Below are 22,858 nucleotides of genomic sequence, written 5' to 3'. Positions count from 1 at the left end.
CGAAGGCCAAGATAGCCTCCGATTTTTAGACAGGTACATACTTCTTATTTGTATTAAAAGTTTCGGCGAATTCATTGATGGATCCCAGGTCGAGATGCGAAATTTCTTCTGTCGATCCGCTTACGCTTTTCGCAATCATTTTCTCGAAGAAATTCATTTTTGAAAAAATGAATTCACCCCCGAACAATCCTTTTGTGATTGCCGCTTCCCTCAAATAGGACGGGAATGCATTCTCAAACTGAGAGTATGCTTCCTGCCCATCCCTCATGCAGCAAAGAAACAAGCCGAGGTTTTTTCTTCGCAGCACGTCCTCATGCTCTTTCATGAATTTCTTGATTTTTCCCTGGATGCTGCCGGCATGGATCGATCCGCCGATCATCACAGAATCAAACAGCTCCAAATCTGAATGAAGCTTTGTTTTATCCAGATTGATGGCAATGACATCACCTTCAATCCGCTTTCGTAAAAGATGTGCCGCTTTTGCTGTCGTACCATGTGTTGAGCAGTAAACAATCAAACTCTTCATTAGATCGCCCCCATCAGCCCTCTGGTATTCCAAACCGTTCATAGTCCATTTGGGTTCATTATAGCTTTTAGCTGAAGAAAAAGTGTGAGAGTTGTATGGCAATTTTCTAACAATTTGAGTTTGTCGTGATGAGGTGATTCCCAGATGAAGTTTCTGCGGCAACCAGCTCACATTATGATTGAATGTGAACGGAAACTACTTTAACCCCTCTTTATTGGCACATTAACCCCTTTTATGTGACGATAATCTTCGCTGCATCCTCTTTAGATGCACATTACCCCCTACAATGTACTTTCTCCAGCTCCAGCAAATGCTGCTTCATAGCGATTCCGCCGCGGTAGCCTGTGATGGAGCCATTTTTGCCGATAACCCGGTGGCAGGGGACAGAAATCAGGACTGGATTGGCGCCGATCGCGGTTCCGACTGCTCTCACTGCCGAGGGCTTGCCGATTTTTTCTGCAATATCTGAATATGTACAGGTTTCGCCATAAGGGATTTCCCTCAAGGCTGTCCAGACTGCTTCCTGGAATGCTGTTCCTTTTACATCGGCCGGCAAGGAAAATTGTCTGAGCTTCCCTTCAAGATACTCAGCCAACTCATCCCTGTATGGTTTTAAGGCTTCCGGATTCCTTTCAAATACAGCAGCGGGAAAACGTTTAGCCATAACTTCATAATCTTCTTCTGGTGACCCGACATAGCATACGCCTTTGTCGGTCGCCGAAATAAAAATTTCGTCTCCATTAAAATAAAGGATGTCATAATAGATTTTCTGCTCCACAACTCCCACTCCTTTTACGGTCTTTTCCTCATTATAACTAAAGAATGGAAACCACTATATTTATAAGGGATATTTTTAAAAAATATTGAATTCTAAATTTTCTTTACACTAGTAAAATTTCCCTTTACGATGGATATGGAGTGCCAAAACACTCCCATTAAATCAAAGGAGGTTCAGTAGGATGGACAATTCAAAAAAGAAGCTTATTTTAACTAAAAAGGAAGATGGCCCATAGCCAAGGAGGAGAAGGGTAATGGCACAATTGAACAAGGTTATTCAAATCGAGAAATATCATGAAGGATTGGCGGGTGGGGTCGCCAAAATGTGGAATCTGAGTCGTGACGGCTGGGGTGGAGATACGCGCGTCATGACGGAGGAGCAGGTGAAAAAGAAGGAAGCCAACTCTGACAACATTGAGCTTTATCTGGCGCTGGACGGTGAAGAAGTCGTCGGTTACTGCGGCTTGTCTGAGTATAAGGAGGATACGGGATCTTTGTATATCCCGCTGCTCAATGTCAGGCCTGATTACCATGGGCATAAGATCGGCAAAAAGCTCGTGCTTCAGGCGCTGGAAAAAACGGTGCAGCTGGGCTGGCCGCGGCTTGACCTTTACACCTGGGCCGGGAACACGAAGGCCGTTCCGCTTTATAAAAAGTGTGGCTTTTTCTGGGAGGACCGGGATGACTCGACCCATTTGATGAATTTCATTCCGCAGGTCCTGAACACACCGCTATTAAAACCCGTCTTTGAAAAATTAGATTGGTACGAGGACAGCACTAGATTGATAGAAGTGAAGCCGGACGGCGTAAAGGAAAATGGCTTTACATTCTATGAATATAGCTGGCAGAATGCCGACACGCGTGCAAGGGTCCAATTCGAACGAACAAGCCGCGGCATCAGCTTGATTGAAACGGATGAGTTCATCCTGCAAATGAAATTGGCTGACCATGAAGTCATCCAGAAGGAAGAACGGGAATTTAAAATAACGGTCGTGAACAAGGGCGGAGCACCACTCAACTTCAAAGCAAGCGGCATCAGTAATGGGCGTATTAAGTATGATTTCGCCGCCGAAAAATTAGTAGATAATGAATCTACTATATCTGGCACTTTTACCGTTGAAAAAGGGGAGGAACCAAGCCACTGGCGGACGCACCCTGGCATCAAGGCCATCGTATCGATCAATGGGCTTGAATGCGAGCTGAAGCTTGGCGTCTTTCCGATCAATCCGGCAAAGATAGAAGCCAGCTATTCTGGCAATCTCTCTTTCCTGGAAAAAGAGACCTCTATTGATGTTGAAATTACCAATAACTTGAGAGAGAATGCGGAGTTCCAATTGGACTTCCCTGTAAATGAGCTGGTCGTTTTAGCAAGACAAACATTCACCGTGGAAGTTCCTGCCCGCGGACGGAAGACGGTGTCTGTGCCTTTAACGGTAAAACAGCATGGATTTTACAATCCTGAGCTTATGACTACAGCAACAAAAGCGGACGGACAAAAGCTGACCTTCGAGCAGGACATCTCGGTTGCTTTCAAAGGTCTTGGCGAAAAGTTCGGCGGTGAATCGAAGGATTTCTGGCATATTTTCAACGGACTGGGTCAGATCAATGTCCGTAAACGGGACCTGCTGACGTCAGCTGCCAGAAACAACAAAAAAAATCAGCCTTTTGCCTTTATGACACCTAAGCTTGGAAAGCCATATTCACTGGAGTTCACCAAGAAAAAGCCTTCCTCTGTCACCTGGGAGATTAATGAATCCTCGATTGATATGAAGATCAGCCTGGAATCGGCTGAGTTGGAGGGCCTGTTTTTAATGCAGACGTACCGCTTGTTCGGTGATGGAATCATCCACACATGGGCAGAGGTTGAGAATAAAGGCGGAAGCATTCACCCTGAGGTCGCTTTCAGCCAGCCTGTCTACCATGAACTCGAGAAGGTTTATTTCCCGCTCGACGGCGAGGTTGTTCATTTTACCGAAAATCGACTTATGGAGATTGGCGAGCTGGATTCTGAGAGAATCACTGGGAACTGGTATTTTTCCGAAGGGCAGTACGGTCCGATTGGATTGGCCTGGTCTAAGGATAGCAGCGCCGGGCCTGAGAGCTGGCAGTTTATCATCGAGGACCAATTCGGAAAGCTTGGGCCAGGAGCAAAAGCTGTGTCAGGAACCATTACCCTGTCACTTGGAGCTTTCCAGAATGTTGAGGAGTTCATCGCCTATGCAGAGCAAGTGCCGGTCGATAAGAACCCTGAAAAGGGCAGTGAGCTAAGCTTTAAAGCTGGTCAGCTCGTAATCAAGCCTGATGCTGACCTGGATTTCACTTTGAAAACGTACCGTAACAGCTACCTGGATGGGACATTAAAGATTGGGAATGAGGTCCATGAAATTCCCGCAAAAATGGAGAAAACCTCTCATTCTATGACAGTGCCATTTCCTGCCCTAAAACCACTGTCCATTGTCGAAGCCTCATACAAAGGCAATGGGACGGAAGCTAGATTCAAAGAATTGCTGCTCTTTCAATCTGGAACAGTTACTTCCTCAACGGCAGATGGCAATTTCATCATCGATAACGGAGCCATCACACTGAAGGCAGACCCAAACTTCTATCCTGGAATCTATTCAATGGAAGTGAATGGGCACGAATGGCTCGACCACTGCTATCCAGAGTTGACAGCGAAGAGCTGGTGGAATCCATGGGCAGGCGGAATGAAGACCGCACCAAATGGAATCAACACCTTCTCACTGTTAAAAGAAACCAGCCATGCTGAAGTGGTTGAAAAGAAGGACAGAGAAGGCAATAAGTGGGCCGGACTGGCGATCACAACCGAGTTTAAAGAACATAAGCAGTGGAACGGCGTTCGGTACACGCAATATTATTTGATGCTTCCAGGCGTGCCGGTTGTCGCATCGTTTGCAGAAGTGAAGGATGCTGGCGGGAAAAACCTTGTCGATGAGGTTTGGGTCACAGACCTGTTCGTCGGTGATAGCGAGCTGACCGATGTGCGGATTTCAGTCAGTGGCAGCCAACAGGCACATACTTATCACGCAGGCAGCGAGGAAATTCCATTGCTTATGGATGAAGATTCATATTTTAGCAACAACAGTTCAGAGGATAAGTTTTACGTAATTGCAAACAATGATGCTGGGCCAACCGAAGCTTATACAAATAAAGAAGTTTTGCAGCTTGTCTCAAGGCACAAAGGCGAATTCGAAAAAAGCACTCCGCTTTTCCTGCTTTTCGATGAGCGAAAACTTACAGGCAACCTGCTGAAAAAGCTGAGAAAAGTCCAATTTTAAAAGGAGAAAACATGAAAATCATCGATGCCCATATACATCTATCAAATATTAAATCCTTTTATGAAACGGCCGAGAAGCTGTCATTCGTTGACTATTCCACAGCCGGCATCCTAAAGGAGTTCAAGGAAGCCAATGTGGTGCTCGGAATCGGAATGGGCCTGACGGAAACCGATAAAATGGGGTTCCCTGATTACGAAGCCCGGACGCCGATGGGGCTCGATATGGAAGCCGAGCTCCCGGCCAACATTTTTTGCTGTGCCGGGGTCAATCCATATAACCTGGATGAAGCAGCCCTTGCCCGCCTTGAAAGAGAACTGCAAAATCCGAAGACAGTCGGTATCAAAATCTATCTGGGGTACTATCCTTTTTATGCGTATGACGAAGTGTACAAACCGGTCTACAAGCTGGCCGCAAAATACCAGCTTCCTGTCGTTTTCCATACCGGCGACACCTATTCGGAACGCGGCTATTTGAAATATTCCCATCCGATGGCGATTGACGAGGTCGCGGTCAACCATCGGGATGTAAATTTCATGATGGCCCACTTTGGGGATCCATGGACATTGACCGGAGCGGAGATCATCTATAAAAATCCGAATGTATTCGCTGATCTGTCAGGGTTGATTGTCGGCACGAAGTCAGAACTGGATAAACGCAGCCAGGGACGTTTTCTTGACCACCTGCGCCATGCGCTTGAGTTTGCCGACTCGTACGACAAGCTGTTGTTCGGCACAGACTGGCCGCTGATTCCTGTCGGTCCGTATATCGAGTTCATCAAAGACCTGATTCCTCCCGAGCACCATGAGGATGTATTTTACAATACAGCTCTGAAGGTGTTTCCGAAGATCAAGACGTTTTTGGAGTAGGTTCTTGCCGGAAATTTTCTTTCTTGCACATCAAAAGTTGACACTAAAAGTACCCTTATAAGGGAGATTACCTTCCCATAAGGGTACCTTTAAGCTTGAATCGTATCCTAATGCCGGAGCTTTTCTTCTCATAAGGGCACATTTAGACCCGAATCGTACCCTTATGACGGAGCTTTTCTTCCCATAAGGGTACCTTTAGACCCGAATCGTACCCTTATGTCGGAGTTTCCCTTTCTATAAGGGTACCTTTAGACCCGAATCGTATCCTTATGTCGGAGCTACCCTTTCTATAAGGGTACCTTTAGACCCGAATCGTACCCTTATGTCGGAGTTTCATATACAGTAAAAGCCCATCCTTTCCCTGGATGGGCTCTTTACCATTATAAAAATAAACCGCCATACGCTAACGAAGCTGTGATGACATAGGCAGGATGAACCTTCCATTTTTCAAGCAGCAGGTAGCTGGCAACAATCAAAAAGATCGTTTGTATAATGCCTGTGTCTAAATAAGAGTTAAAGAAAAAGTTGAAAGTCATGACACCGAGCAATACGGCAATGATCGGCCTGATATAATTCGTCATTCTTTTGACTTTTGGCGAATCTTTAAAACGGTACAATACTCCAAGGAGGAAAATCATTAAGATCAGTGAAGGAGCAACCGTTGCGAAAATGCCGACAACAGCACCTAGTATCCCGCCCTGCTCATATCCTATATAACCTGCCATTTTTGTCGCGATTGGTCCAGGCAATGCATTTCCAATCGCCAGCACTTCGCTGAATTCGGGTACCGTCATCCATCCATAGCGGTCGACCACTTCATTTTCCACCAGGGGAATCGATGCAGGACCTCCCCCGTAACCAACGATTCCCGGGATGAAAAAGGCGAGGAATATCTGCCAATAAATCATCAGCCTACACCTCTTTCAATCTTTTTCTCCACCTTAGGAGTCTTATCTTTTTTAGCTATAGCCAGAATTAACAGCACGAGGATCAGGATGGCTGGATGGACATTCAATACTTCCATCAGGATAAGTCCGCCAACAACCATTAAACCCGCGTTCACCTTTCCCAGCGTTTCATTTGATTTCTTAAAGAAATCCCAAGTCAAGGTTGCGAGCATGACACCTACGACTGGAACGACTGCTTTTGTCATGCCAGCAACCCAGGGCAGATCTTTAAATGAAGAAATCGAGGTCAGTAAAACAATCATCAACAGTATGGTCGGGACAATTGTTGCCATCACGGCATTCACCATTCCTGTAAAACCTGCAACCCTGTACCCGATATAACCCGCCATCTTGGTGGCAATCGGTCCTGGAAGGGTATTGCCCAGGGCTAAAACATCAGCAAACTCATCATCATTCATCCACTTATATTTCTCGACTACTTCTTTATGAACGAGCGGGATCGATGATGGGCCGCCGCCATACCCCAGCATTCCAACTCGGAAAAATGCCAGGAATAGATCAAGCTGTTTCATTTTCATTCAACACCTTTTTTGAGATTACCAAGCTGCGATTGCCCCATCCGTCCTTGACTCTGTGCCGCCGGAAAGCACTCCGGTTACAGGGTCTCTCCAGATAATCTGGCCTCTGCCGAATCCGCCTCCATCCAATGCAAATTGGATATCGTGACCTTTCCTGGCCAGCGCCTGGGCAATGTGAGCAGGGAAAGTATTCTCAACAACTACCTTATTGCCCTCCATCCATTGCCAGCGAGGCGAATCCAGCGCAGCCTGCGGGTTCAGGCTGAAGTCAATTGTGTTCATGATCACCTGAGCATGGCCCTGTGGCTGCATGTAGCCGCCCATTACTCCGAATGGACCAACTGCTTCATTATCCTTTGTCAAGAATCCTGGAATGATCGTATGGTACGTCTTTTTGCCTGGCTCAAGGCGATTATCATGAGACGGATCCAGTGAAAAATCAGCTCCGCGGTTTTGCAGGCCAATACCTGTTCCAGGAATGACAATTCCGGAGCCAAAGCCCATATAATTACTCTGGATGAATGAAATCATATTTCCTTCACCATCCGCTGCAGCCAGATAAACGGTTCCGCCCTTTGGAGGTGTTCCAGGCTCTGGCAGGCGGGCGTTTTCACCAATCAAGCTTCTTCTTGCTTCTGCATACTCCTCAGATAAAAGCTGCTCAGATGTGACTGTCATTCTCTCGGGGTCGGTTACATATTTCTTTGCATCCGTGAATGCAAGCTTCATCGCTTCGATTTGCTTGTGGTATGTATCTACAGACTCTTTTCCATTCAGTTCATAGCCCTTCAGCATATTCAGCGCCATCAAGGCAACAATGCCCTGCCCATTCGGCGGGATTTCCCAGACATCATAGCCTCTGTAATTGACCTTAATCGGCTGTACCCATTCTGGCTTGTATGCAGCTAAATCCTCTTTTGAGATAAAGCCGCCATGCTGTTTTGAAAACTCATCAATTTTTTCTGCCAGTTCCCCACGGTAAAAGCTTTCTCCGTTTGTTTCGGCAATCTGGCGCAAGGTGCTTGCATGGCCTTCAGATTTCCAGACCTCCCCTATCTGAGGCGCCTTACCGTCAGGTGCAAATGTTTCAAACCAGCCTTTGTATTCATCACCCGTAAAAATTTCTTTAAACTTTTCATAAGCAATATTCCAGTACTTGCCGAGAACCGGTGACAGAGGATATCCCTTTTCTGCATAGTCGATCGCCGGCTGTAATACCTCTGTTAAAGGCAGTTTGCCAAATCGTTTCGACAGCTCAGCCCATGCTGCCGGTACACCTGGAACGGTAACAGGAACCAATCCGAAGGTCGGCATTTTTTCATGCCCCTTTTCCTTGACCGCATCAATCGAGATGCTTTTTGGTGCCGGGCCGCTGGCGTTCAGGCCATGTAGTTCCCCTTTTACCCACACTAATGCGAAGGCATCGCCGCCGATTCCGTTGGAAGTTGGCTCAACAACTGTCAGGCATGCTGCTGTCGCAATCGCTGCATCAATGGCATTTCCGCCCTTTTTTAAAATGTCCAGTCCCGCTTGAGCTGCCAGCGGCTGAGAAGTGGCAACCATGCCATTCCTGGCAAAGGTTACGGTTCTTTGTGATTGGTATGGATAATTTAGATAATCTACGTTCATGAATGGATCTCCCCCTCAAAGATGGTAACTTTCATTTGTAAGTCAATTTAACTTATTAGCCTTACAAATGAAATATTCTCTTTTTGTTAAGCTCTTTTCGTAAACCTTGTAGCTTTCACATCCAAAGTAAAAACCGGCTTCTGGGTTTTCACGAATGTTTTCGCATATCAGTTGTTGAAGCACCTTCGAAAAGAGCCCCGGAAATATGTCCGAAAAGCAACAACCAATCCGAAAAGAGCTTCTTTATAACCGCGTTCCTTTTTTATCTCGAAAGAAACGTCCTTACCAACTAGGCAAGGACTTTCCCAAGTTATGCATAATGGCAGGATGCAAAATGGTTCTCGCTAACTTCTCTGAATGCCGGCTCTTCTGCCCTGCATCGATCGGTAGCAAGCGGGCATCTTGTATGGAAACGGCAGCCACTCGGAACATTGATCGGGCTTGGTACATCCCCTTTTAAAATAACCCTTTCCCGTTTCTTCTCTTCCTTGGTTGAAGGAATGGCAGAAAGTAAGGCCTTTGTATAAGGGTGCAGCGGATTATCATAAAGATCTTTCTTATCAGCCAGTTCGACCATTTTCCCTAAGTACATGACGGCAACACGATCGCTTACATGCTTCACTACGCTAAGGTCGTGGGATATAAACAGATAGGTCAGCTGATGCTCCTTTTTTAAGCGCTGCAGCAGGTTCAGGATCTGTGACTGGACTGATACATCCAACGCGGAGACCGCTTCATCGCAAACTATCAGCTTCGGATTCGTGCATAGCGCGCGCGCGATACTCACCCTCTGGCGTTGCCCGCCGGAAAACTCATGCGGGAAGCGGTAATAATGTTGTTCCGAAAGCCCAACTTCTACGAGCAGATTGCAAACATAATCATACAGCTCTTTTCTCGAAACAATTTTATGGGTTTCAACGATTTCTGACAGCATCGTGCCCACAGTCATCCTTGGATTCAGGGAACCATATGGATCCTGGAAAATAATCTGCATATCCTTCCGGTTATCACGCATCTGCCGCTTGGAAACATTGGTGATATCCTTTCCGTCATAAACGATTGTTCCTGAGCTTGGTTCGTGAAGCCTGAGGATGGCCCGGCCCATCGTAGATTTGCCACATCCAGATTCGCCTACGATGCCCAGCGTTTCGCCTCTTTTTAGAGTAAAGGTGATACCATCCAATGCCTTTACCACCTGTTTTTCTCCAAAGAATCCTTGATCACCGACAGGAAAGTGTTTCTTCAAGTCCTGTACATCAAGAAGATTTTCCGACGGCAACTTCGCTAATGGCTGGCCCATTTGCCTCACCTTCCTTCCATAAATCAGTGTATTTCCAGCAGCTTACGGTGTGATCTAAATCGACTTGCTCAAGACCCGGGGATTTTGCCCTGCAGATTTCCTGTACATGCGGACAGCGATCGGCAAATCTGCAGCCTGCTGGCATGGCATCCGGAGATGGCACAGAACCTTTTATCACAAAAAGTTCCTCCACATCTTCTTCAGCATCTACATCGGGGATGCACTTCATCAACCCCTGTGTATAGGGATGCATCGGATTGTTGAAAATGGATTTTCGGGTGCCATATTCAACCGCTTTTCCCGCATACATGACCAGTACTGTATCCGCCATCTCAGAAACAACCGCCAGGTCATGGGTGATCATGATAATTCCCATATCCAGGTCTTTTTGCAGGTTCTTCATCAGGTCAAGAATCTGTGCCTGGATCGTTACATCAAGAGCTGTGGTCGGTTCATCCGCAATCAGCAGTTCCGGATTGCAGCTAAGGGCGATCGCAATCATGACCCTCTGTCTCATTCCGCCGCTCAGTTCGTGGGGATAGGCATCGATCCGTTTTTCCGGTGAAGGGATGCCGACTAGCTGAAGCATCTCAATCGCTTTCTGGCGCGCTTCCTTCTTGGTTACATTCTGGTGGAGAATAATGGTCTCGGCAATCTGCTTTCCAACTGTCTGTACGGGATTAAGCGAAGTCATAGGTTCCTGGAAAATCATCGAAATCTGGTTGCCCCTAATCTTGCTCATCTGTTTCATCGACTTATCTGTCAGGTTTTCGCCTTTTAATAAAATTTCCCCTTCCGCTTCCCCGGTCTTAGGAAGCAGGCCCATGACCGAAAGGGAAGTCATACTTTTTCCACAGCCTGATTCCCCAACAATACAAAGGGTTTTCCCTTTTTCCACATTAAAGGATAATCCCGCTACTATATTTGTACTCTTCTTTTTCCCTGCAAAACTGACCTTCAGATTCTTAACTTCCAATAACGGCTGTGTCATTTGATTGCCTCCTCCTTTCGTTTTACTAGATTAGCAGTGTATGGAAATGTCATTCTAATAACCTCACTTCAGCTTGGGATCCAATGCATCACGCAGTCCATCACCAAATAAGTTGATGGATAGGACAGTCATAAAAATAAACAGGCCCGGGAATAGAGAAATCCAGGGTGCGTCTCCAAGGTAGCCCTGTCCCATAGATAACATTGCTCCCCAGCTAGGTGTTGGCGGCTGAGTCCCCAGCCCAAGATAACTTAAAGAAGCTTCCGATATGATCGCTGCCGCAATCGCGAGTGTTGCCTGGACTAATATCGGTGGCATACAGTTCGGCAGGATATGCCTGAAGATGATTTTAAGGTCACTGATTCCAGAAGCTTTTGCCGCTGTAACATATTCACGCTCCCTCTGGCTCAGCACCTCTCCCCTTACCAGCCGGATAAAGTTTGGCGTGAATATAATCCCGATTGCAATCATCGCATTCTGCAATCCAGCTCCGAGCACCGCTGCCAGTGAAAGTGCCAGTACCAGCGGCGGGAATGAAAGCAATGCATCCGTAAAACGCATGACAACGAACTCATCTAAAACGCCTCTGTAATATCCTGAGAAAAGGCCAATCGGAATACCGATCAATAGTGCGATTCCTACCGATATAATCCCAGCCTGGATTGAAACTCTTGCTCCAAAGATGATCCGGCTGAAAATGTCGCGGCCAAGTTCATCCGTGCCCAGCAGATTCTCTGAATTGGGACTCTGGAGGAACTTTGCATAATTCTGCTCCGTTGGATTATAAGGCGCAACGAGCGGTGCGAACACAGCCATAAGAATAAGGAGAAGTGTAAAGGCACCGCCAACAACGGCTAATTTATTCTGGAAGAAACGGGAGCCCATTTCTTTCATCCTGCGTTTTCTTGGGCTCTCAACGACGATGACTTTTTGTTCTAACTGTGCTTCCATGGTCACTGCCCCCCTGTCAGCTTGATTCTTGGATCAAGAATGGAATATAGGACATCAATAAAGAAGTTAACGACGACAACAGCGATTGCCATGAAGAGAACGGCTCCTTGCACCACCGGGAAATCCCTTGTCAAGATCGCATCAATTACTAATCGCCCAATCCCTGGTATCGCAAAAATCGTTTCTGTGATGACCGCACCGCCGAGGAAGGTAGCTAACTGCAATCCACTAACGGTTACAACCGGTATAAGTGCATTTTTCAAAGCATGGCCAATAACGACTCCTCTTTCTAATACACCTTTTGCATAGGCCGTCCGGATATAATCCGCCTCCAGCACTTCCAGCATGCTCGAACGCAGCATCCTCGTAATTTCAGCACTCAATCGGACACCAACTGCCAGTGCAGGCAAGATCATTAACAGCATACTTTGTTTAAAGTCCTTCCATGGCTCGACATAACCTGAAGGTGCCAGCCACCCTAACGAGATAGAAAAAATGAAAATGAGCAAAATACCTAAGAAAAATGGGGGAACTGATACTCCGGATAAGGCAAAGGTTGTGCCAAAGTAGTCCCAGAACGTTCCTTTTCTTGTCGCTGAAATAATGCCAGCCGGGATGGCAATCAGCATCGCTATGAAAAATGACATGATTGACAGCTGGATCGTGACCGGCAGCTTTTGCAGCAGCACGGTAAGAACTGGCGTGTTATCCTTCAGGGAATTTCCCAGGTCTCCCTGGAGGACATTCGTGACCCATGAAAAATATTGCACGTATAAAGGGTCATTCAATCCCATTTGTTCACGCAATGCCTGCAGCGACTCCTCTGTAGCCTCTTGTCCTAGAATCATCCTTGCAGGGTCGCCTGGAGTAAGATGGACTAAAGAAAAAACGATGATGCTTACTAAGAATAAAATAACGACCATAAGTCCCAATCTGCGAATTAAAAATTTTACCACGCTGCTCCCTCCCTTTCTCCAGCTTTTAAAATACATCGGCTTGGAGATGGATCTCCAAGCCGAATCAAGTAGAATGCTTATTTAAATGAAACGTCGTGGAAGCGCATCATTTGATCCGAGATGTGTTTATAGCCCTGTAAGTTGTTTTTGTATGCCTTGTAATCCTTTTCGTGGTAGATGAATATGAACGGTACTTCTTCCTTGCCAAGTTCAGTTGCTTTGCTGTAAATTTTCTTACGTTCTTTTTGATCGGTTTCAACACGTGCCTGTTCCAGCAGCTCGTCCATTTCCGGGTTAGAATAACCGTAGTTAATAGAGCCGTCAGTGTGGAACAGGGCGTAGATGTTTCCATCTGGATCTGTTCTTCCGCTCCAGCCTAAGCGGACTGCATCAAATTTAGAGTTATCCATGTTATCAAGCATCGTTCCGAACTCGACGATTTCAAGCTTAACCTTGATACCCGCTTCCGCAGCCATTGATTGGATCATTTGCGAGATTTGCTCTTCCACTGGCTTAGGAGAAAGCTGCAATGTAAATTCAAATCCATCAGGATACCCTGCTTCAGCCATGATTTTCTTGGCTTTTTCTACATCCTTCTTAGTTGGTTTAATGGAATCGTCATATGCCCAAGTTCCAGGAGGAATAGCTCCCGCAGCTTGTACACCAGTATCACGAAGCGCAACCTTTATAATGGCTTCACGGTCAATGACCATGTCCAATGCCTGGCGAAGCGCTTTGTTATTGAATGGCTCACTATTGTGGTTCAAATATAGACCCTGGAAGCCAAGAGCTCCTGTCTCAGATAATGTTAGGTTTGAATCTTTCTTCAGCTTCTCGACATCTTTTGGCGGAACCTTGCTGATAATGTCAACATCGCCTGATGTAAGGTTTGTCAGCCTGACGTTTTCATCTGAATATGGGCGATAGACGATTTTTTCAAACTTTGGTGCCCCGTTCCAATACTCTGCATTTTTTTCGACTTCGATCTTGTCTTGCTTCACTCGTGATACAAACTTGAAAGGACCTGTACCTACAGGTGAGTTGGCAAAATCCTTGCCTTTTTCTTGTACAGCTTTAGGAGAAACCATCATGCCGGCACGGTCAGACAATGCTGCCAGGAATGGGCTGTACGGCTCTGAAAGCACAACCTTCAATGTCGTTTCGTCAACCACTTCAATTTTTTCAATGGATGATAATTCGGATGCACGAGGTGAACCTGAATTTGGATCCATCATGCGCTCAAAGTTGAATTTTACTGCTTCTGCATTGAACGGAGTTCCATCATGGAATGTAACTCCCTTTTGTAAAGTGAAGGTATATGTTTTACCGTCTTCTGAGATATCCCATTTTTCCGCAAGCATAGGAACGAAGTTAAGCTCTTCATCCACGTCAACCAGCTTGTCATAGATACTATGGAATACTTGTCGGTCAACTGCTGCTGTTGAGAAATGAGGATCCAGCTGCGGCGGATCATCATCCAGTCCAACTACTAATTCTGTGTTGTCCGTTTTCGCAGGAGCGCTGGCCGTTGCCGATTTCTCTCCTTCCGTACCGGAAGAATTACTATTGTTACATCCAGTCAAAATTAATAATAAACTCATAAATACTGCTGCAAATACTTTTACTTTCTTACTCACCTTTGCTTGTCCCCCTTTTTCGCAAAACAACTCTCCTAACATAAGTAGGCTAAAGGTAACATCAGACTACTTTATGAAAGCGTTTCACTAAATTTAATATCATTTCGAATTTCGTATTATTATATTATATTCAATTTAAAAAATCTATACAATATTCAGAAAATATTAAAATATTTTTTACTGGTATAATTTTCTGTTTGGTTTTTCCAATTTTCGTTGAAAATGTTATCAATTGTAAGCTAAGATACATTTACATACATTTATAAAAGAGTGGTGTTTAAATGGTAATCGATGAAACTGATCGCCTTATCCTTCAACTATTATCCGAAAACGGCAGGATGTCTTATGTGGACATCGGCAAACAGTTGAATTTATCAAGGGTATCAATCAGGGAAAGAGTCAATCAATTAATTGAAGGTGGTGTGATCGAGAAATTTTCTGTTGTCATCAATTCGGAAAAAGTGGGGAAAGCTGTTTCCGCATTCTTCGAAGTGGATTGCGAGCCTTCATCCCTTGTAAAGGTTGCTGAGACACTTGCGAATAATCCAAGTGTAGCAAGCTGCTACCAGATGACTGGTCCAAGCACACTACATATGCATGTCCTGGTAGAGGATTTTATTAGATTGGAAAATTTCATCAACGAGGAACTCTACAGTTTGGAAGGAATCACCAGAGTGGAAAGCCATATTTTACTCAGGAGATTCAAGAGCCGTACTGGTTTGAAATTGTAAATTCGCCAAAAACAAAAAACACTCGGAATAATTATCCAAGTGTTTTTTATGTTTCCTTTTCTTAAGTTAGCCCCTGTTTGGTTCTAATTTCATTACTGCCCCAAAATATTGTTGAGCTGCGGTAAAACAAATGAAAGCACAGAGTTCACTAATTTCATTCTCAGAAAAATACTCGTTTAATATATCAAATGCGAAATCCGGGACCATTCCTTTCGGGTAGTTCAAAAACACCTCCGCAAAACCTACTGCAACAGATGTTTTTTCATCAAACGTATCGGACTCAGGCTTTCCTTTTGCTTTGCAATACTCACATCCATTATTTTGTGCCAATGTTCTTCTTACTTGCTCTTTTAATTTGGACGACAATAGCCCGTCTTGTCCTAATACTTCTCCTAACTCAGACCACACCTTCATAACCTTTATGTTATGACCCAGCAGCTTTTGAAAGGGTGTTTCCCCGAAATTTGATTGATTAATTCTTGCCATTTATCCTACCTCCTTGTTATTTTAAATATAAAGGATGCAGCGTCTTAATCACATTAAGTATAAAACGATATTTCCTTATCTCCTTTAAAATTTAATAAAAAAGAGAGGAATTTATTTAAAAATGAAAACAGACGATATTGATAAAAAAATTATAGTTGAACTCTCTAAAAATAGTCGTTTATCAATGAGCGAACTCGGAAGAAGAATTAATTTATCCTCTCCATCCGTAACGGAACGAGTAAGACGAATGGAGTCATTTGGAATCATTAAAAAGTATACTTTAGAAATTGACTACGAAAAGTTAGGACTGCCTATTCAATGCATAATAGAGGCAACAGTTAAAAATGGGGATTATAAACGATTTAAGAATTACATAGAAAGTCTTCCTAATGTTGATTTTTGTTACCGAATAGCAGGTAATGCTTGCTATATGCTTAAAATGCAATTTGAGAGTTTTTCCAAGGCAGAAGAATTCATTAACACTGTAAATCCATATGCTTCAACTGTTACACACTTTATCTTTTCAGAAGTCCAGACAAGTTTGAGAATTGATTCTCAATGATTCCATTTCACATAAAAAAAGTTCGTCAAGATATTATGACGAACTTTCCTCAATATATGACCCCTTTTTTTACCAGAAACAAAGTGCTTACAAGTCTGGTCATTGTTTTTTTGAATTTTTATAAAAAGAACACCAAAATCTGTGATGCCACCGCAACCGATATGAGCGCAAATGGATAGGCGGCAGCGTAGGCGATCGCTGGGTCTTCGGAATCCATCAACTGGTTGGTTGCCCCGAGTCCAGGTGTACTTGTCATTCCGCCGCACAGTGCTCCTAATGAGTGAATGATGCTTAACCGGAAAAGCTTCCTTGCGATGAAAAAACCGGCAACGACTGGCAGGATTGTAATAATCGCACCGCCGATGACAAGATTGAAGCCCTCCTGCTGGATGACCTGAACAATTCCTTTTCCAGCTGTAGTACCGGCACCAGCCAGGAATAAAACGAGACCGATGTCGCGAATGACTTGGTTCGACGGCTGGTAATAGCGCGCATGAATGGGACCAAGCTTCCCGAAATGTCCGATGATCAAAGCGATGAACAGCGGACCGCCGGCGACGCCGAATGTAATCGTGCCGAGCTTCGGAAAGTGGAATGGTATCATACCGGCCAGCACACCCAGCAGCAATACCAGACTGAGCGACAGGATATGGATATTGGTAACCGTCAGCTTTTTCCTGTTGAACAGCTTTTCGACGTCATCCAACCGGTCTTCACTGCTGACAAGTGTCAGGACGTCACCGCGTTCCAGCCGCCATTTCGAGTTCTGGTTGAATTCAAATCCCCCTCGTTCAATCCTCGTAATCGTGACACCATATGTCCGTCTTAATTCAAGCTCCCTGATCGTCTTCCCGATCAATTCAAGTGAATCCACGGTCACCTTGCGAAGCTCCACATTGTCATGGTTCTGGACATTTGTTTCGACTTCTTTGCCGATGTCTTCGCAAAGTTTAGTCAAATCATTCCGGAGACCAACAGCAACAAGCCTGTCCCCAACAAGGATGACCGTATCATTGAGAGCGATGATATTCCGGTCCCCGCGGATGACGCGGCTGATCACGACAGTATTATATCGATTGAACTCCAGTTCTTTTAAGGTTCTTTTATTGATCGATGGATCCGTCACCTCGATGGTGATGACTTCTGGCGATTCATCATTTCGTACGGGGCCAGATTTCTTTACTAAATCCTCCGCTAAATCCACCTTGAGCACGCGGGGCAAAAGCTGTACGAACAGCACAACCGCGAGGACGCCGAATGGATAGGCAATTCCGTAACCGACAGACGCCAGCGGGTCGCCGGTTGCCTGGAGGGCTGCCGCAAGTCCGGGTGTACTCGTAAGTGCTCCAGTCATAATTCCAATGCTTAATGCCGGAGATAGATTCAACAGCTTGGACACAGCGATTGTCGTAACAGATGCGACGAGAACGATCAGCAGGCTAATAATGCCGAAAACTGCACCGCTCGTTTTCATCATCCGGAAAAAGCGCGGCCCTGCGGATAAGCCAACTGCCACGATAAATAAACCGAGACCCAGCTGCTGGATGACCGGGGACACCTGATAGCCGAAATGGCCGAACACCATAGCAGCCAGGAGCACCCCGGATGTCCCCAGACTAAGCCCCCGTATTTTGATTTCCCCCAGCGCTGAGCCAAGAAATAAAATGACGAATAATAAAATTAACGGTTCCTCCAGCAAACCTATTATGCCGTCCACAAATGATTCCTCCAATGATTGCAATAGTTTGTTGATTGATTGTAATTATGATTACAATTGCGAATGCAATGTGATTGCGATCCTTACTATGATTGCGATTGTGAAAATCTACACAACTTAGAATATCATGATGCCTAAATTATTTTTAACCAGTCAGTGACGAATTTAGTACAAAACAACACCTTGCTGGTGAAAACGTTTTCTTATCTTTAAAAAGAATGCTTTTTATGCGTTTTCCTCAAAGAATGAATGTATAAACGGTTATTGGGGCGACCGAAGATTAGATTTTAGGAGTTTTCGAATTATTTAGCGGCGAAAACTTGATGCAATAGCTTTTTTATAGCAATACCAGCGCGAAAAAACTTTTTTATAGCGACTTTTTTGTTTTTATAGCGAGTTTCTCATTTATATAGCGATTTTTCACTTTTTATAGCGACTTTTTCTTTTTTATAGCGACTTCTCCTTTTTTATAGCGAATTGGAAAATATCGCTCTTTTTTACCAATCGAAAAAGAGACCCATCGCTGAGTCTCTTGCAGTTTAAATCACATCATAGATATCCTGGGAGGATTCTAAAATATAATCAGATTTTGGCTGGCCGATTTTGGCTTTGTGGCCGGCGATATGATCAGGATGCTTCTCCCAGTTCTTCCAATCCTGTTCGGTTTGCCAGCTGATCATGACCATGACTTCTTCGTTTCCTCTACGGCTCTTTTTTACGAGGACCTGTTTATCGAGGAAACCTGGCTGCTGCTCGATCAGCATGCCTCTTTTCGAAAAGCGCTCAATGACCTGGCTGGAATGTCCCTCTTTGACGACCAATCTTTTGATTTGATAGAACATTATAATGCAGACCTCACTTCATCGATCATTGACTGCATGGACTGCAAACCGCCGCCGCTCAAGTACCAGTTCGTACCGTCAAGGTAAATAATCTTGCCGTTTTTGAAGGCGTCAGTCTTTTTCACAAGTTCATTTTCGATTGTTTCCTTCGCACCGACTTCGCCACCTACCGCTGCGGTACGGTCAATGACGAACAAGATTCCAGGGTTTTTCTCGAGGACATATTCAAATGTGATACTCTGGCCGTGGGTGGATGCTTCGATTTTTTCATCTGCCGCCTTGAATCCGAATACATCGTGGATAAAACCGTAACGGGAACCGGCACCATAAGCGCTGACCTTGCCTTCATTCGCCAGCATAAGCAATGCTTTCTCATCTGCTGCGGAAGCTTCTGTATTGATTTCATCTATACTCTTATTGACTTCCGCTAATTTTTCAGTCACAACATCTTCTTTTTCAAAAATCTCACCGATCAGTTTCATGTTCTTTTCAAAGGATTCCATGTATTTTGTATAGTCCAAGCCAACAAACACGGTGGGTGCGATTTCCTCGAACTGGTCGTACAGTTCAGCCTGTCTAGCGGAAATGAAAATGACGTCTGGCTTCATTGCATGGATTGCTTCAAAATCTGGTTCCTTCAAGCTGCCGACATTTGTGTATTCCTTACCCGCGTATTTTTCCAGGTATTCAGGAACGATTGCCTGTGGTACACCTGTAACCTCTACGCCTAGCTCATCAAGTGTATCCAATACACCAAAATCAAACACGACAACTTTTTCTGGACTCTTTTTGACAGTCGCTTCCCCATACTCATGCTTGATCGTCATTTCCTTCGCTTCGTCTTTTCCTGCTGCTGCTGTCGTTTCTGCTTTTTCCTCAGAGACACATGCTGCCAATGCAAATACCATCGCTAATACAAGTGCTAGTAAACTAAGTTTTTTCATGGTTAAACTCCCCTTTTACTAAGAATTAAAGTACACACAAATCCTGCAATTGTTCATTTCCTGGATTGGGATATCCATATCGTAGATTTCTTTTAGCGCGTCTGACTGGATGATCTCCCTTGTTGGGCCATCCCTGACGACCTTCCCATCCTTCAGTGCGACGATGCGGTCCGAATAGACGGAAGCAAAGTTGATGTCATGCAGGACGATGACGACGGTTTTCCCCAGGTCATCAACAAGCTGGCGGAGGATTTTCATGATCTGGACCGAATGCTTCATGTCCAGGTTGTTCAGCGGTTCATCAAGCAGGATATACTCTGTATCCTGGGCAATGACCATCGCGATGAATGCCCGCTGCTTCTGACCGCCTGACAGTTCGTCAAGATAACTGTCCTGCATCTCGGTCAGATGCATGTACTCGATCGCCTGGTCGACGAACTTCTCATCCTCCTCCGTCAGCCTTCCCTTTGAATAAGGGAACCGGCCAAAGGAAACGAGCTCGCGAATCGTCAGGCGAACATTCATATAATTCGACTGTTTCAGGATGGAAACAACCTTGGAAAATTCATTCGACTTCATCTTCCAGACATCGGTCTGGTCGATGAGCACTTCTCCGGAGTCAGCATCGAGCAGCCTGCTGACCATCGAGAGCAGCGTCGATTTCCCGGCACCATTTGGTCCAATGAAGGAAGTGATCTGCCCTCTCTGTATGTTGACAGTCACATCTTCAACGACACTCTTTTTTCCGTAAAATTTGGACAGTGAACGAACTGTGATCATGTTGATCGACTCTCCTTCAGCAGTAAGTAGATGAAATATACGCCACCTACGAAGTTGATGATGACACTAAGCGTGGTGGAGAATGTGAAGACCCTTTCCACAACCCATTGGCCACCGACTAGCGATATCACGCTGATTAAAATCGCTCCGCTGATCAGGATGCTATGTTTGTAGGTTTTGAAAGCTTGATAGGATAGATTGGCGACAATCAAGCCTAAAAAAGTCAGCGGTCCGACAAGGGCGGTGGAAATCGAAATGAATACGGCAACGAGCACCAGCATTTTTTTTACAATAGAATCATAGGAAACTCCAAGGTTGATCGCATTTTCCCTGCCGAGTGACAGCACATCGAGATAGGCTGTAAACCTCCAGGCATAAAAGATCAGCAGGACAATCAGGCCTATCGCCAGCCACACCAGGTCAGTGTTGATATTATTAAAGCTTGCGAACATTCTGTCCTGGACCATCTGGAACTCATTCGGGTCGATCAGCACCTGCAGGAACGTGGAAATGCTGGAGAAAAAGGTTCCAACGATGATTCCCACCAGCAGCAAAAAGTAGATTGGCTGGTTTCCTTTTTTAAAAAGAAGCCGGTAAAGCAGCAAGGCGAATACAACCATGATGGCAACAGTTAAAATGAAGTTCACCTGTTTATTGACGACTGTCACATGGCCAGAACCGAGGAAGAATATCAGCACGGTCTGCAGCAGCATGTAAAGCGAATCTAGTCCGATGATGCTCGGTGTCAGGATGCGGTTGTGGCTGATCGTCTGAAAAACGACGGTTGAATAGGCGATGGCCACTCCGGTGATCACCATCGCTGCCACCTTCATCGCCCTCTTTGGCAGAGCATAATCGAAGCTGCCATTCAGGTCATGGAATAAATACAGCATGCTTGCACCAGTTGCGATTAAAGCAAGGAGGATTAATTTTGTTGAGTTACGCATATGCCTTCCTCCTAAATAACAGGTACAAGAAAATTCCGCTGCCGATGACGCCGACCATCAGGGAGATCGAAATCTCGTAAGGGTAGATCAGCACGCGTCCCAGGATGTCTGTAACCAGGAGAAAATTCGTTCCTAGCAAAGCCGTATGCGGCAATGTTTTTTGCAGATGGTCGCCTTTGAAAATCGAGACGATGTTCGGGATAATCAGCCCGAGGAACGGAATCATTCCGACCGTAAGCACGACTGTGGCCGTAATCAGAGCGACAAGGACCAATCCAATATTGACGACCCGTTTGTAGGCGAGCCCAAGATTCTTCGAAAAATCTTCTCCCATTCCTGCCACCGTAAAGCGATTGGCGAACAGATAGGCAATCACCAGGATGGGAATGCTTATGTACAGCAGCTCATAGCGCCCCTTCATGATCATCGAAAAATCACCCTGCAGCCACGCGGACATATTCTGGATAACATCGGCTTTGTAAGCAAAGAATGTCGATATGGATGATAGGATATTACCCAGCATCATACCGACAAGCGGAATGAAAATCGCGTCCTTGAACTTAATCCGGTCAAGGATTTGCATGAACAAGAATGTACCCGCCAATGCGAACATAAACGCAATCAGCATTTTCTCGATTGTGGACGCATTTGCAAAAAAAAGCATCGAAACGAGAATGCCCAACCTCGTCGCATCGAGCGTGCCCGCCGTTGTCGGTGACACGAACTTATTGCGGCTAAGCTGCTGCATGATCAGTCCGGCTATGCTCATCCCCGCCCCGGCAAGCAGGATTGCAATCAGCCGCGGTACCCTGCTGATCAGGAAAATTTCCGTTTCTTCCGATTGAAAATCAAGCAGTTCCATCGGCGTTATGCTGCTTACTCCTACAAAGAGGGAAAGCAATGAAAGTATGATCAAAGAGGTAATCAAGTAACGCTTTTTCATTTTCTGTACTCCTACTCTGTATCGATAGATAATGAAAATCATTATCAATTAACCTATTTAAATATTAAATCGTCTATATAAATAAAGTCAATAGTTAATTGAGAATTCATTTCAATTAGATTGGAAAGTTGTGGGAGAATGTCATGATATCTTTGATTTGGGGTTTATATAATCTATGGGTTTGTGGTAGAAAATTTTTCATCATTAGCTCCAACAGATTAGCAGTATTAGAACTCGACCGATGTTCTGACAGCTTTTCTGCTTTGTCCACCAAACCTGTCTTAAGTTGGGCTTTCTTTTGACAGCTTTTCTACTTTTTCATCCAAACCTGTCTGAAGTTGGGCTTTCTTTTGACAGCTTTTCTGCTTTTTCCACCAAACCTGCCTTAAGTTGGGCTTTCTTTTGACAGCTTTTCTTCTTTTCCCAGCAAACCTGTCTTAAGTTGAGCCTACTTCTGACAGCTTTTCTGCTTTTTCCACCAAACCTGCCTT

21 protein-coding genes are annotated in these 22,858 nt (G+C 45.0%); 4 read left to right on the top strand and 17 right to left on the bottom strand.

Features of this window, described 5'->3' with window-relative positions; genetic code table 11:
- Positions 1 to 25: 25 nt before the first annotated feature.
- Entirely contained in the window at positions 26 to 526 is a 501-nt protein-coding gene (locus tag J7E35_RS12255; RefSeq protein ID WP_214780121.1) for a flavodoxin domain-containing protein, read from the bottom strand.
- A gap of 274 nt (positions 527 to 800) precedes the next feature.
- Positions 801 to 1,304, bottom strand: coding sequence for a methylated-DNA--[protein]-cysteine S-methyltransferase (locus J7E35_RS12250; RefSeq protein ID WP_353050034.1), 504 nt, complete (start codon positions 1,302 to 1,304; stop codon positions 801 to 803).
- A 253-nt stretch (positions 1,305 to 1,557) separates the two neighbouring features.
- Between J7E35_RS12250 and J7E35_RS12245 the strand changes: the two genes are divergently transcribed.
- A complete protein-coding gene (locus J7E35_RS12245; RefSeq protein WP_214780119.1) occupies positions 1,558 to 4,599 on the top strand; it encodes a GNAT family N-acetyltransferase in 3,042 nt (1,013 codons plus the stop codon).
- Positions 4,600 to 4,610: 11 nt separating this feature from the next.
- The gene (locus J7E35_RS12240) at positions 4,611 to 5,465 is read left to right on the top strand and encodes an amidohydrolase family protein (protein WP_214780118.1); all 855 of its coding nucleotides are present in this window, start codon (positions 4,611 to 4,613) and stop codon (positions 5,463 to 5,465) included.
- Between the two features lie 380 nt (positions 5,466 to 5,845).
- Here the strand turns inward: J7E35_RS12240 and J7E35_RS12235 are convergent, their stop codons facing one another.
- The 8 genes from J7E35_RS12235 to J7E35_RS12200 all read right to left on the bottom strand — a co-directional run bounded on the left by J7E35_RS12235 (position 5,846) and on the right by J7E35_RS12200 (position 14,415).
- Positions 5,846 to 6,373, bottom strand: a complete 528-nt coding sequence (locus tag J7E35_RS12235) for a chromate transporter (protein WP_214780116.1) — start codon at positions 6,371 to 6,373, stop codon at positions 5,846 to 5,848.
- Complete coding sequence (locus J7E35_RS12230; RefSeq protein ID WP_214780619.1) at positions 6,373 to 6,945, bottom strand: chromate transporter; 573 nt, start codon at positions 6,943 to 6,945, stop codon at positions 6,373 to 6,375. The genes J7E35_RS12235 and J7E35_RS12230 overlap by 1 nt, the downstream gene beginning before the upstream one ends.
- A 24-nt stretch (positions 6,946 to 6,969) precedes the next feature.
- Positions 6,970 to 8,580, bottom strand: a complete 1,611-nt coding sequence (locus J7E35_RS12225) for a gamma-glutamyltransferase family protein (RefSeq protein WP_214780114.1) — start codon at positions 8,578 to 8,580, stop codon at positions 6,970 to 6,972.
- Positions 8,581 to 8,890: 310 nt separating this feature from the next.
- The gene (locus tag J7E35_RS12220) at positions 8,891 to 9,880 is read right to left on the bottom strand and encodes an ABC transporter ATP-binding protein (protein WP_214780113.1); all 990 of its coding nucleotides are present in this window, start codon (positions 9,878 to 9,880) and stop codon (positions 8,891 to 8,893) included.
- On the bottom strand, positions 9,837 to 10,871 hold the full coding sequence (locus J7E35_RS12215; RefSeq protein WP_214780112.1) for an ABC transporter ATP-binding protein: 1,035 nt from the start codon (positions 10,869 to 10,871) through the stop codon (positions 9,837 to 9,839). Before J7E35_RS12215 ends, J7E35_RS12220 begins: the two co-directional genes overlap by 44 nt.
- A gap of 63 nt (positions 10,872 to 10,934) precedes the next feature.
- Positions 10,935 to 11,765 (bottom strand): ABC transporter permease, encoded by an 831-nt coding sequence (locus tag J7E35_RS12210; RefSeq protein WP_214780618.1) that lies wholly within the window; start codon positions 11,763 to 11,765, stop codon positions 10,935 to 10,937.
- 59 nt (positions 11,766 to 11,824) lie between these two features.
- Positions 11,825 to 12,778, bottom strand: a complete 954-nt coding sequence (nikB, locus tag J7E35_RS12205; protein WP_192469712.1) for a nickel ABC transporter permease — start codon at positions 12,776 to 12,778, stop codon at positions 11,825 to 11,827.
- Between the two features lie 77 nt (positions 12,779 to 12,855).
- Positions 12,856 to 14,415, bottom strand: a complete 1,560-nt coding sequence (locus tag J7E35_RS12200; protein ID WP_353050368.1) for an ABC transporter substrate-binding protein — start codon at positions 14,413 to 14,415, stop codon at positions 12,856 to 12,858.
- A 281-nt stretch (positions 14,416 to 14,696) separates the two neighbouring features.
- Here J7E35_RS12200 and J7E35_RS12195 point away from each other — a divergent pair, with 281 nt between their 5' ends.
- Entirely contained in the window at positions 14,697 to 15,146 is a 450-nt protein-coding gene (locus J7E35_RS12195) for an Lrp/AsnC family transcriptional regulator (protein ID WP_214780110.1), read from the top strand.
- A 66-nt stretch (positions 15,147 to 15,212) separates the two neighbouring features.
- On the opposite strand, the gene J7E35_RS12190 is transcribed toward J7E35_RS12195, so the two are convergent.
- Entirely contained in the window at positions 15,213 to 15,632 is a 420-nt protein-coding gene (locus tag J7E35_RS12190; RefSeq protein ID WP_214780109.1) for a carboxymuconolactone decarboxylase family protein, read from the bottom strand.
- 121 nt (positions 15,633 to 15,753) lie between these two features.
- Here J7E35_RS12190 and J7E35_RS12185 point away from each other — a divergent pair, with 121 nt between their 5' ends.
- On the top strand, positions 15,754 to 16,194 hold the full coding sequence (locus J7E35_RS12185; RefSeq protein ID WP_214780108.1) for an Lrp/AsnC family transcriptional regulator: 441 nt from the start codon (positions 15,754 to 15,756) through the stop codon (positions 16,192 to 16,194).
- A 118-nt stretch (positions 16,195 to 16,312) separates the two neighbouring features.
- Here J7E35_RS12185 and J7E35_RS12180 read toward each other — a convergent pair whose 3' ends face one another.
- The 6 genes from J7E35_RS12180 to J7E35_RS12155 form a co-directional block, all read right to left on the bottom strand.
- On the bottom strand, positions 16,313 to 17,911 hold the full coding sequence (locus tag J7E35_RS12180) for an aspartate:alanine exchanger family transporter (RefSeq protein ID WP_353050367.1): 1,599 nt from the start codon (positions 17,909 to 17,911) through the stop codon (positions 16,313 to 16,315).
- A gap of 539 nt (positions 17,912 to 18,450) precedes the next feature.
- Positions 18,451 to 18,753: an antibiotic biosynthesis monooxygenase family protein gene (locus J7E35_RS12175; protein ID WP_214780106.1), complete on the bottom strand. Its 303-nt coding sequence runs from the start codon at positions 18,751 to 18,753 to the stop codon at positions 18,451 to 18,453.
- On the bottom strand, positions 18,753 to 19,697 hold the full coding sequence (locus J7E35_RS12170; protein WP_214780104.1) for a siderophore ABC transporter substrate-binding protein: 945 nt from the start codon (positions 19,695 to 19,697) through the stop codon (positions 18,753 to 18,755). Before J7E35_RS12170 ends, J7E35_RS12175 begins: the two co-directional genes overlap by 1 nt.
- Positions 19,698 to 19,715: 18 nt before the next feature.
- Positions 19,716 to 20,477 carry an iron ABC transporter ATP-binding protein gene (locus tag J7E35_RS12165; protein WP_214780102.1) on the bottom strand — a complete coding sequence of 254 codons (762 nt, stop codon included), beginning with the start codon at positions 20,475 to 20,477 and terminating at the stop codon, positions 19,716 to 19,718.
- Complete coding sequence (locus tag J7E35_RS12160) at positions 20,474 to 21,424, bottom strand: iron chelate uptake ABC transporter family permease subunit (protein WP_214780100.1); 951 nt, start codon at positions 21,422 to 21,424, stop codon at positions 20,474 to 20,476. Before J7E35_RS12160 ends, J7E35_RS12165 begins: the two co-directional genes overlap by 4 nt.
- Positions 21,417 to 22,367: an ABC transporter permease gene (locus tag J7E35_RS12155; RefSeq protein ID WP_214780098.1), complete on the bottom strand. Its 951-nt coding sequence runs from the start codon at positions 22,365 to 22,367 to the stop codon at positions 21,417 to 21,419. The genes J7E35_RS12160 and J7E35_RS12155 overlap by 8 nt, the downstream gene beginning before the upstream one ends.
- Positions 22,368 to 22,858 lie beyond the last annotated feature (491 nt).

The sequence above is a fragment of the Bacillus sp. ISL-45 genome, from assembly GCF_018613195.1.
In the GTDB taxonomy this organism is placed as follows: Bacteria; Bacillota; Bacilli; order Bacillales; family Cytobacillaceae; genus Mesobacillus.
This window is presented reverse-complemented; position numbering and strand designations above follow the sequence as displayed.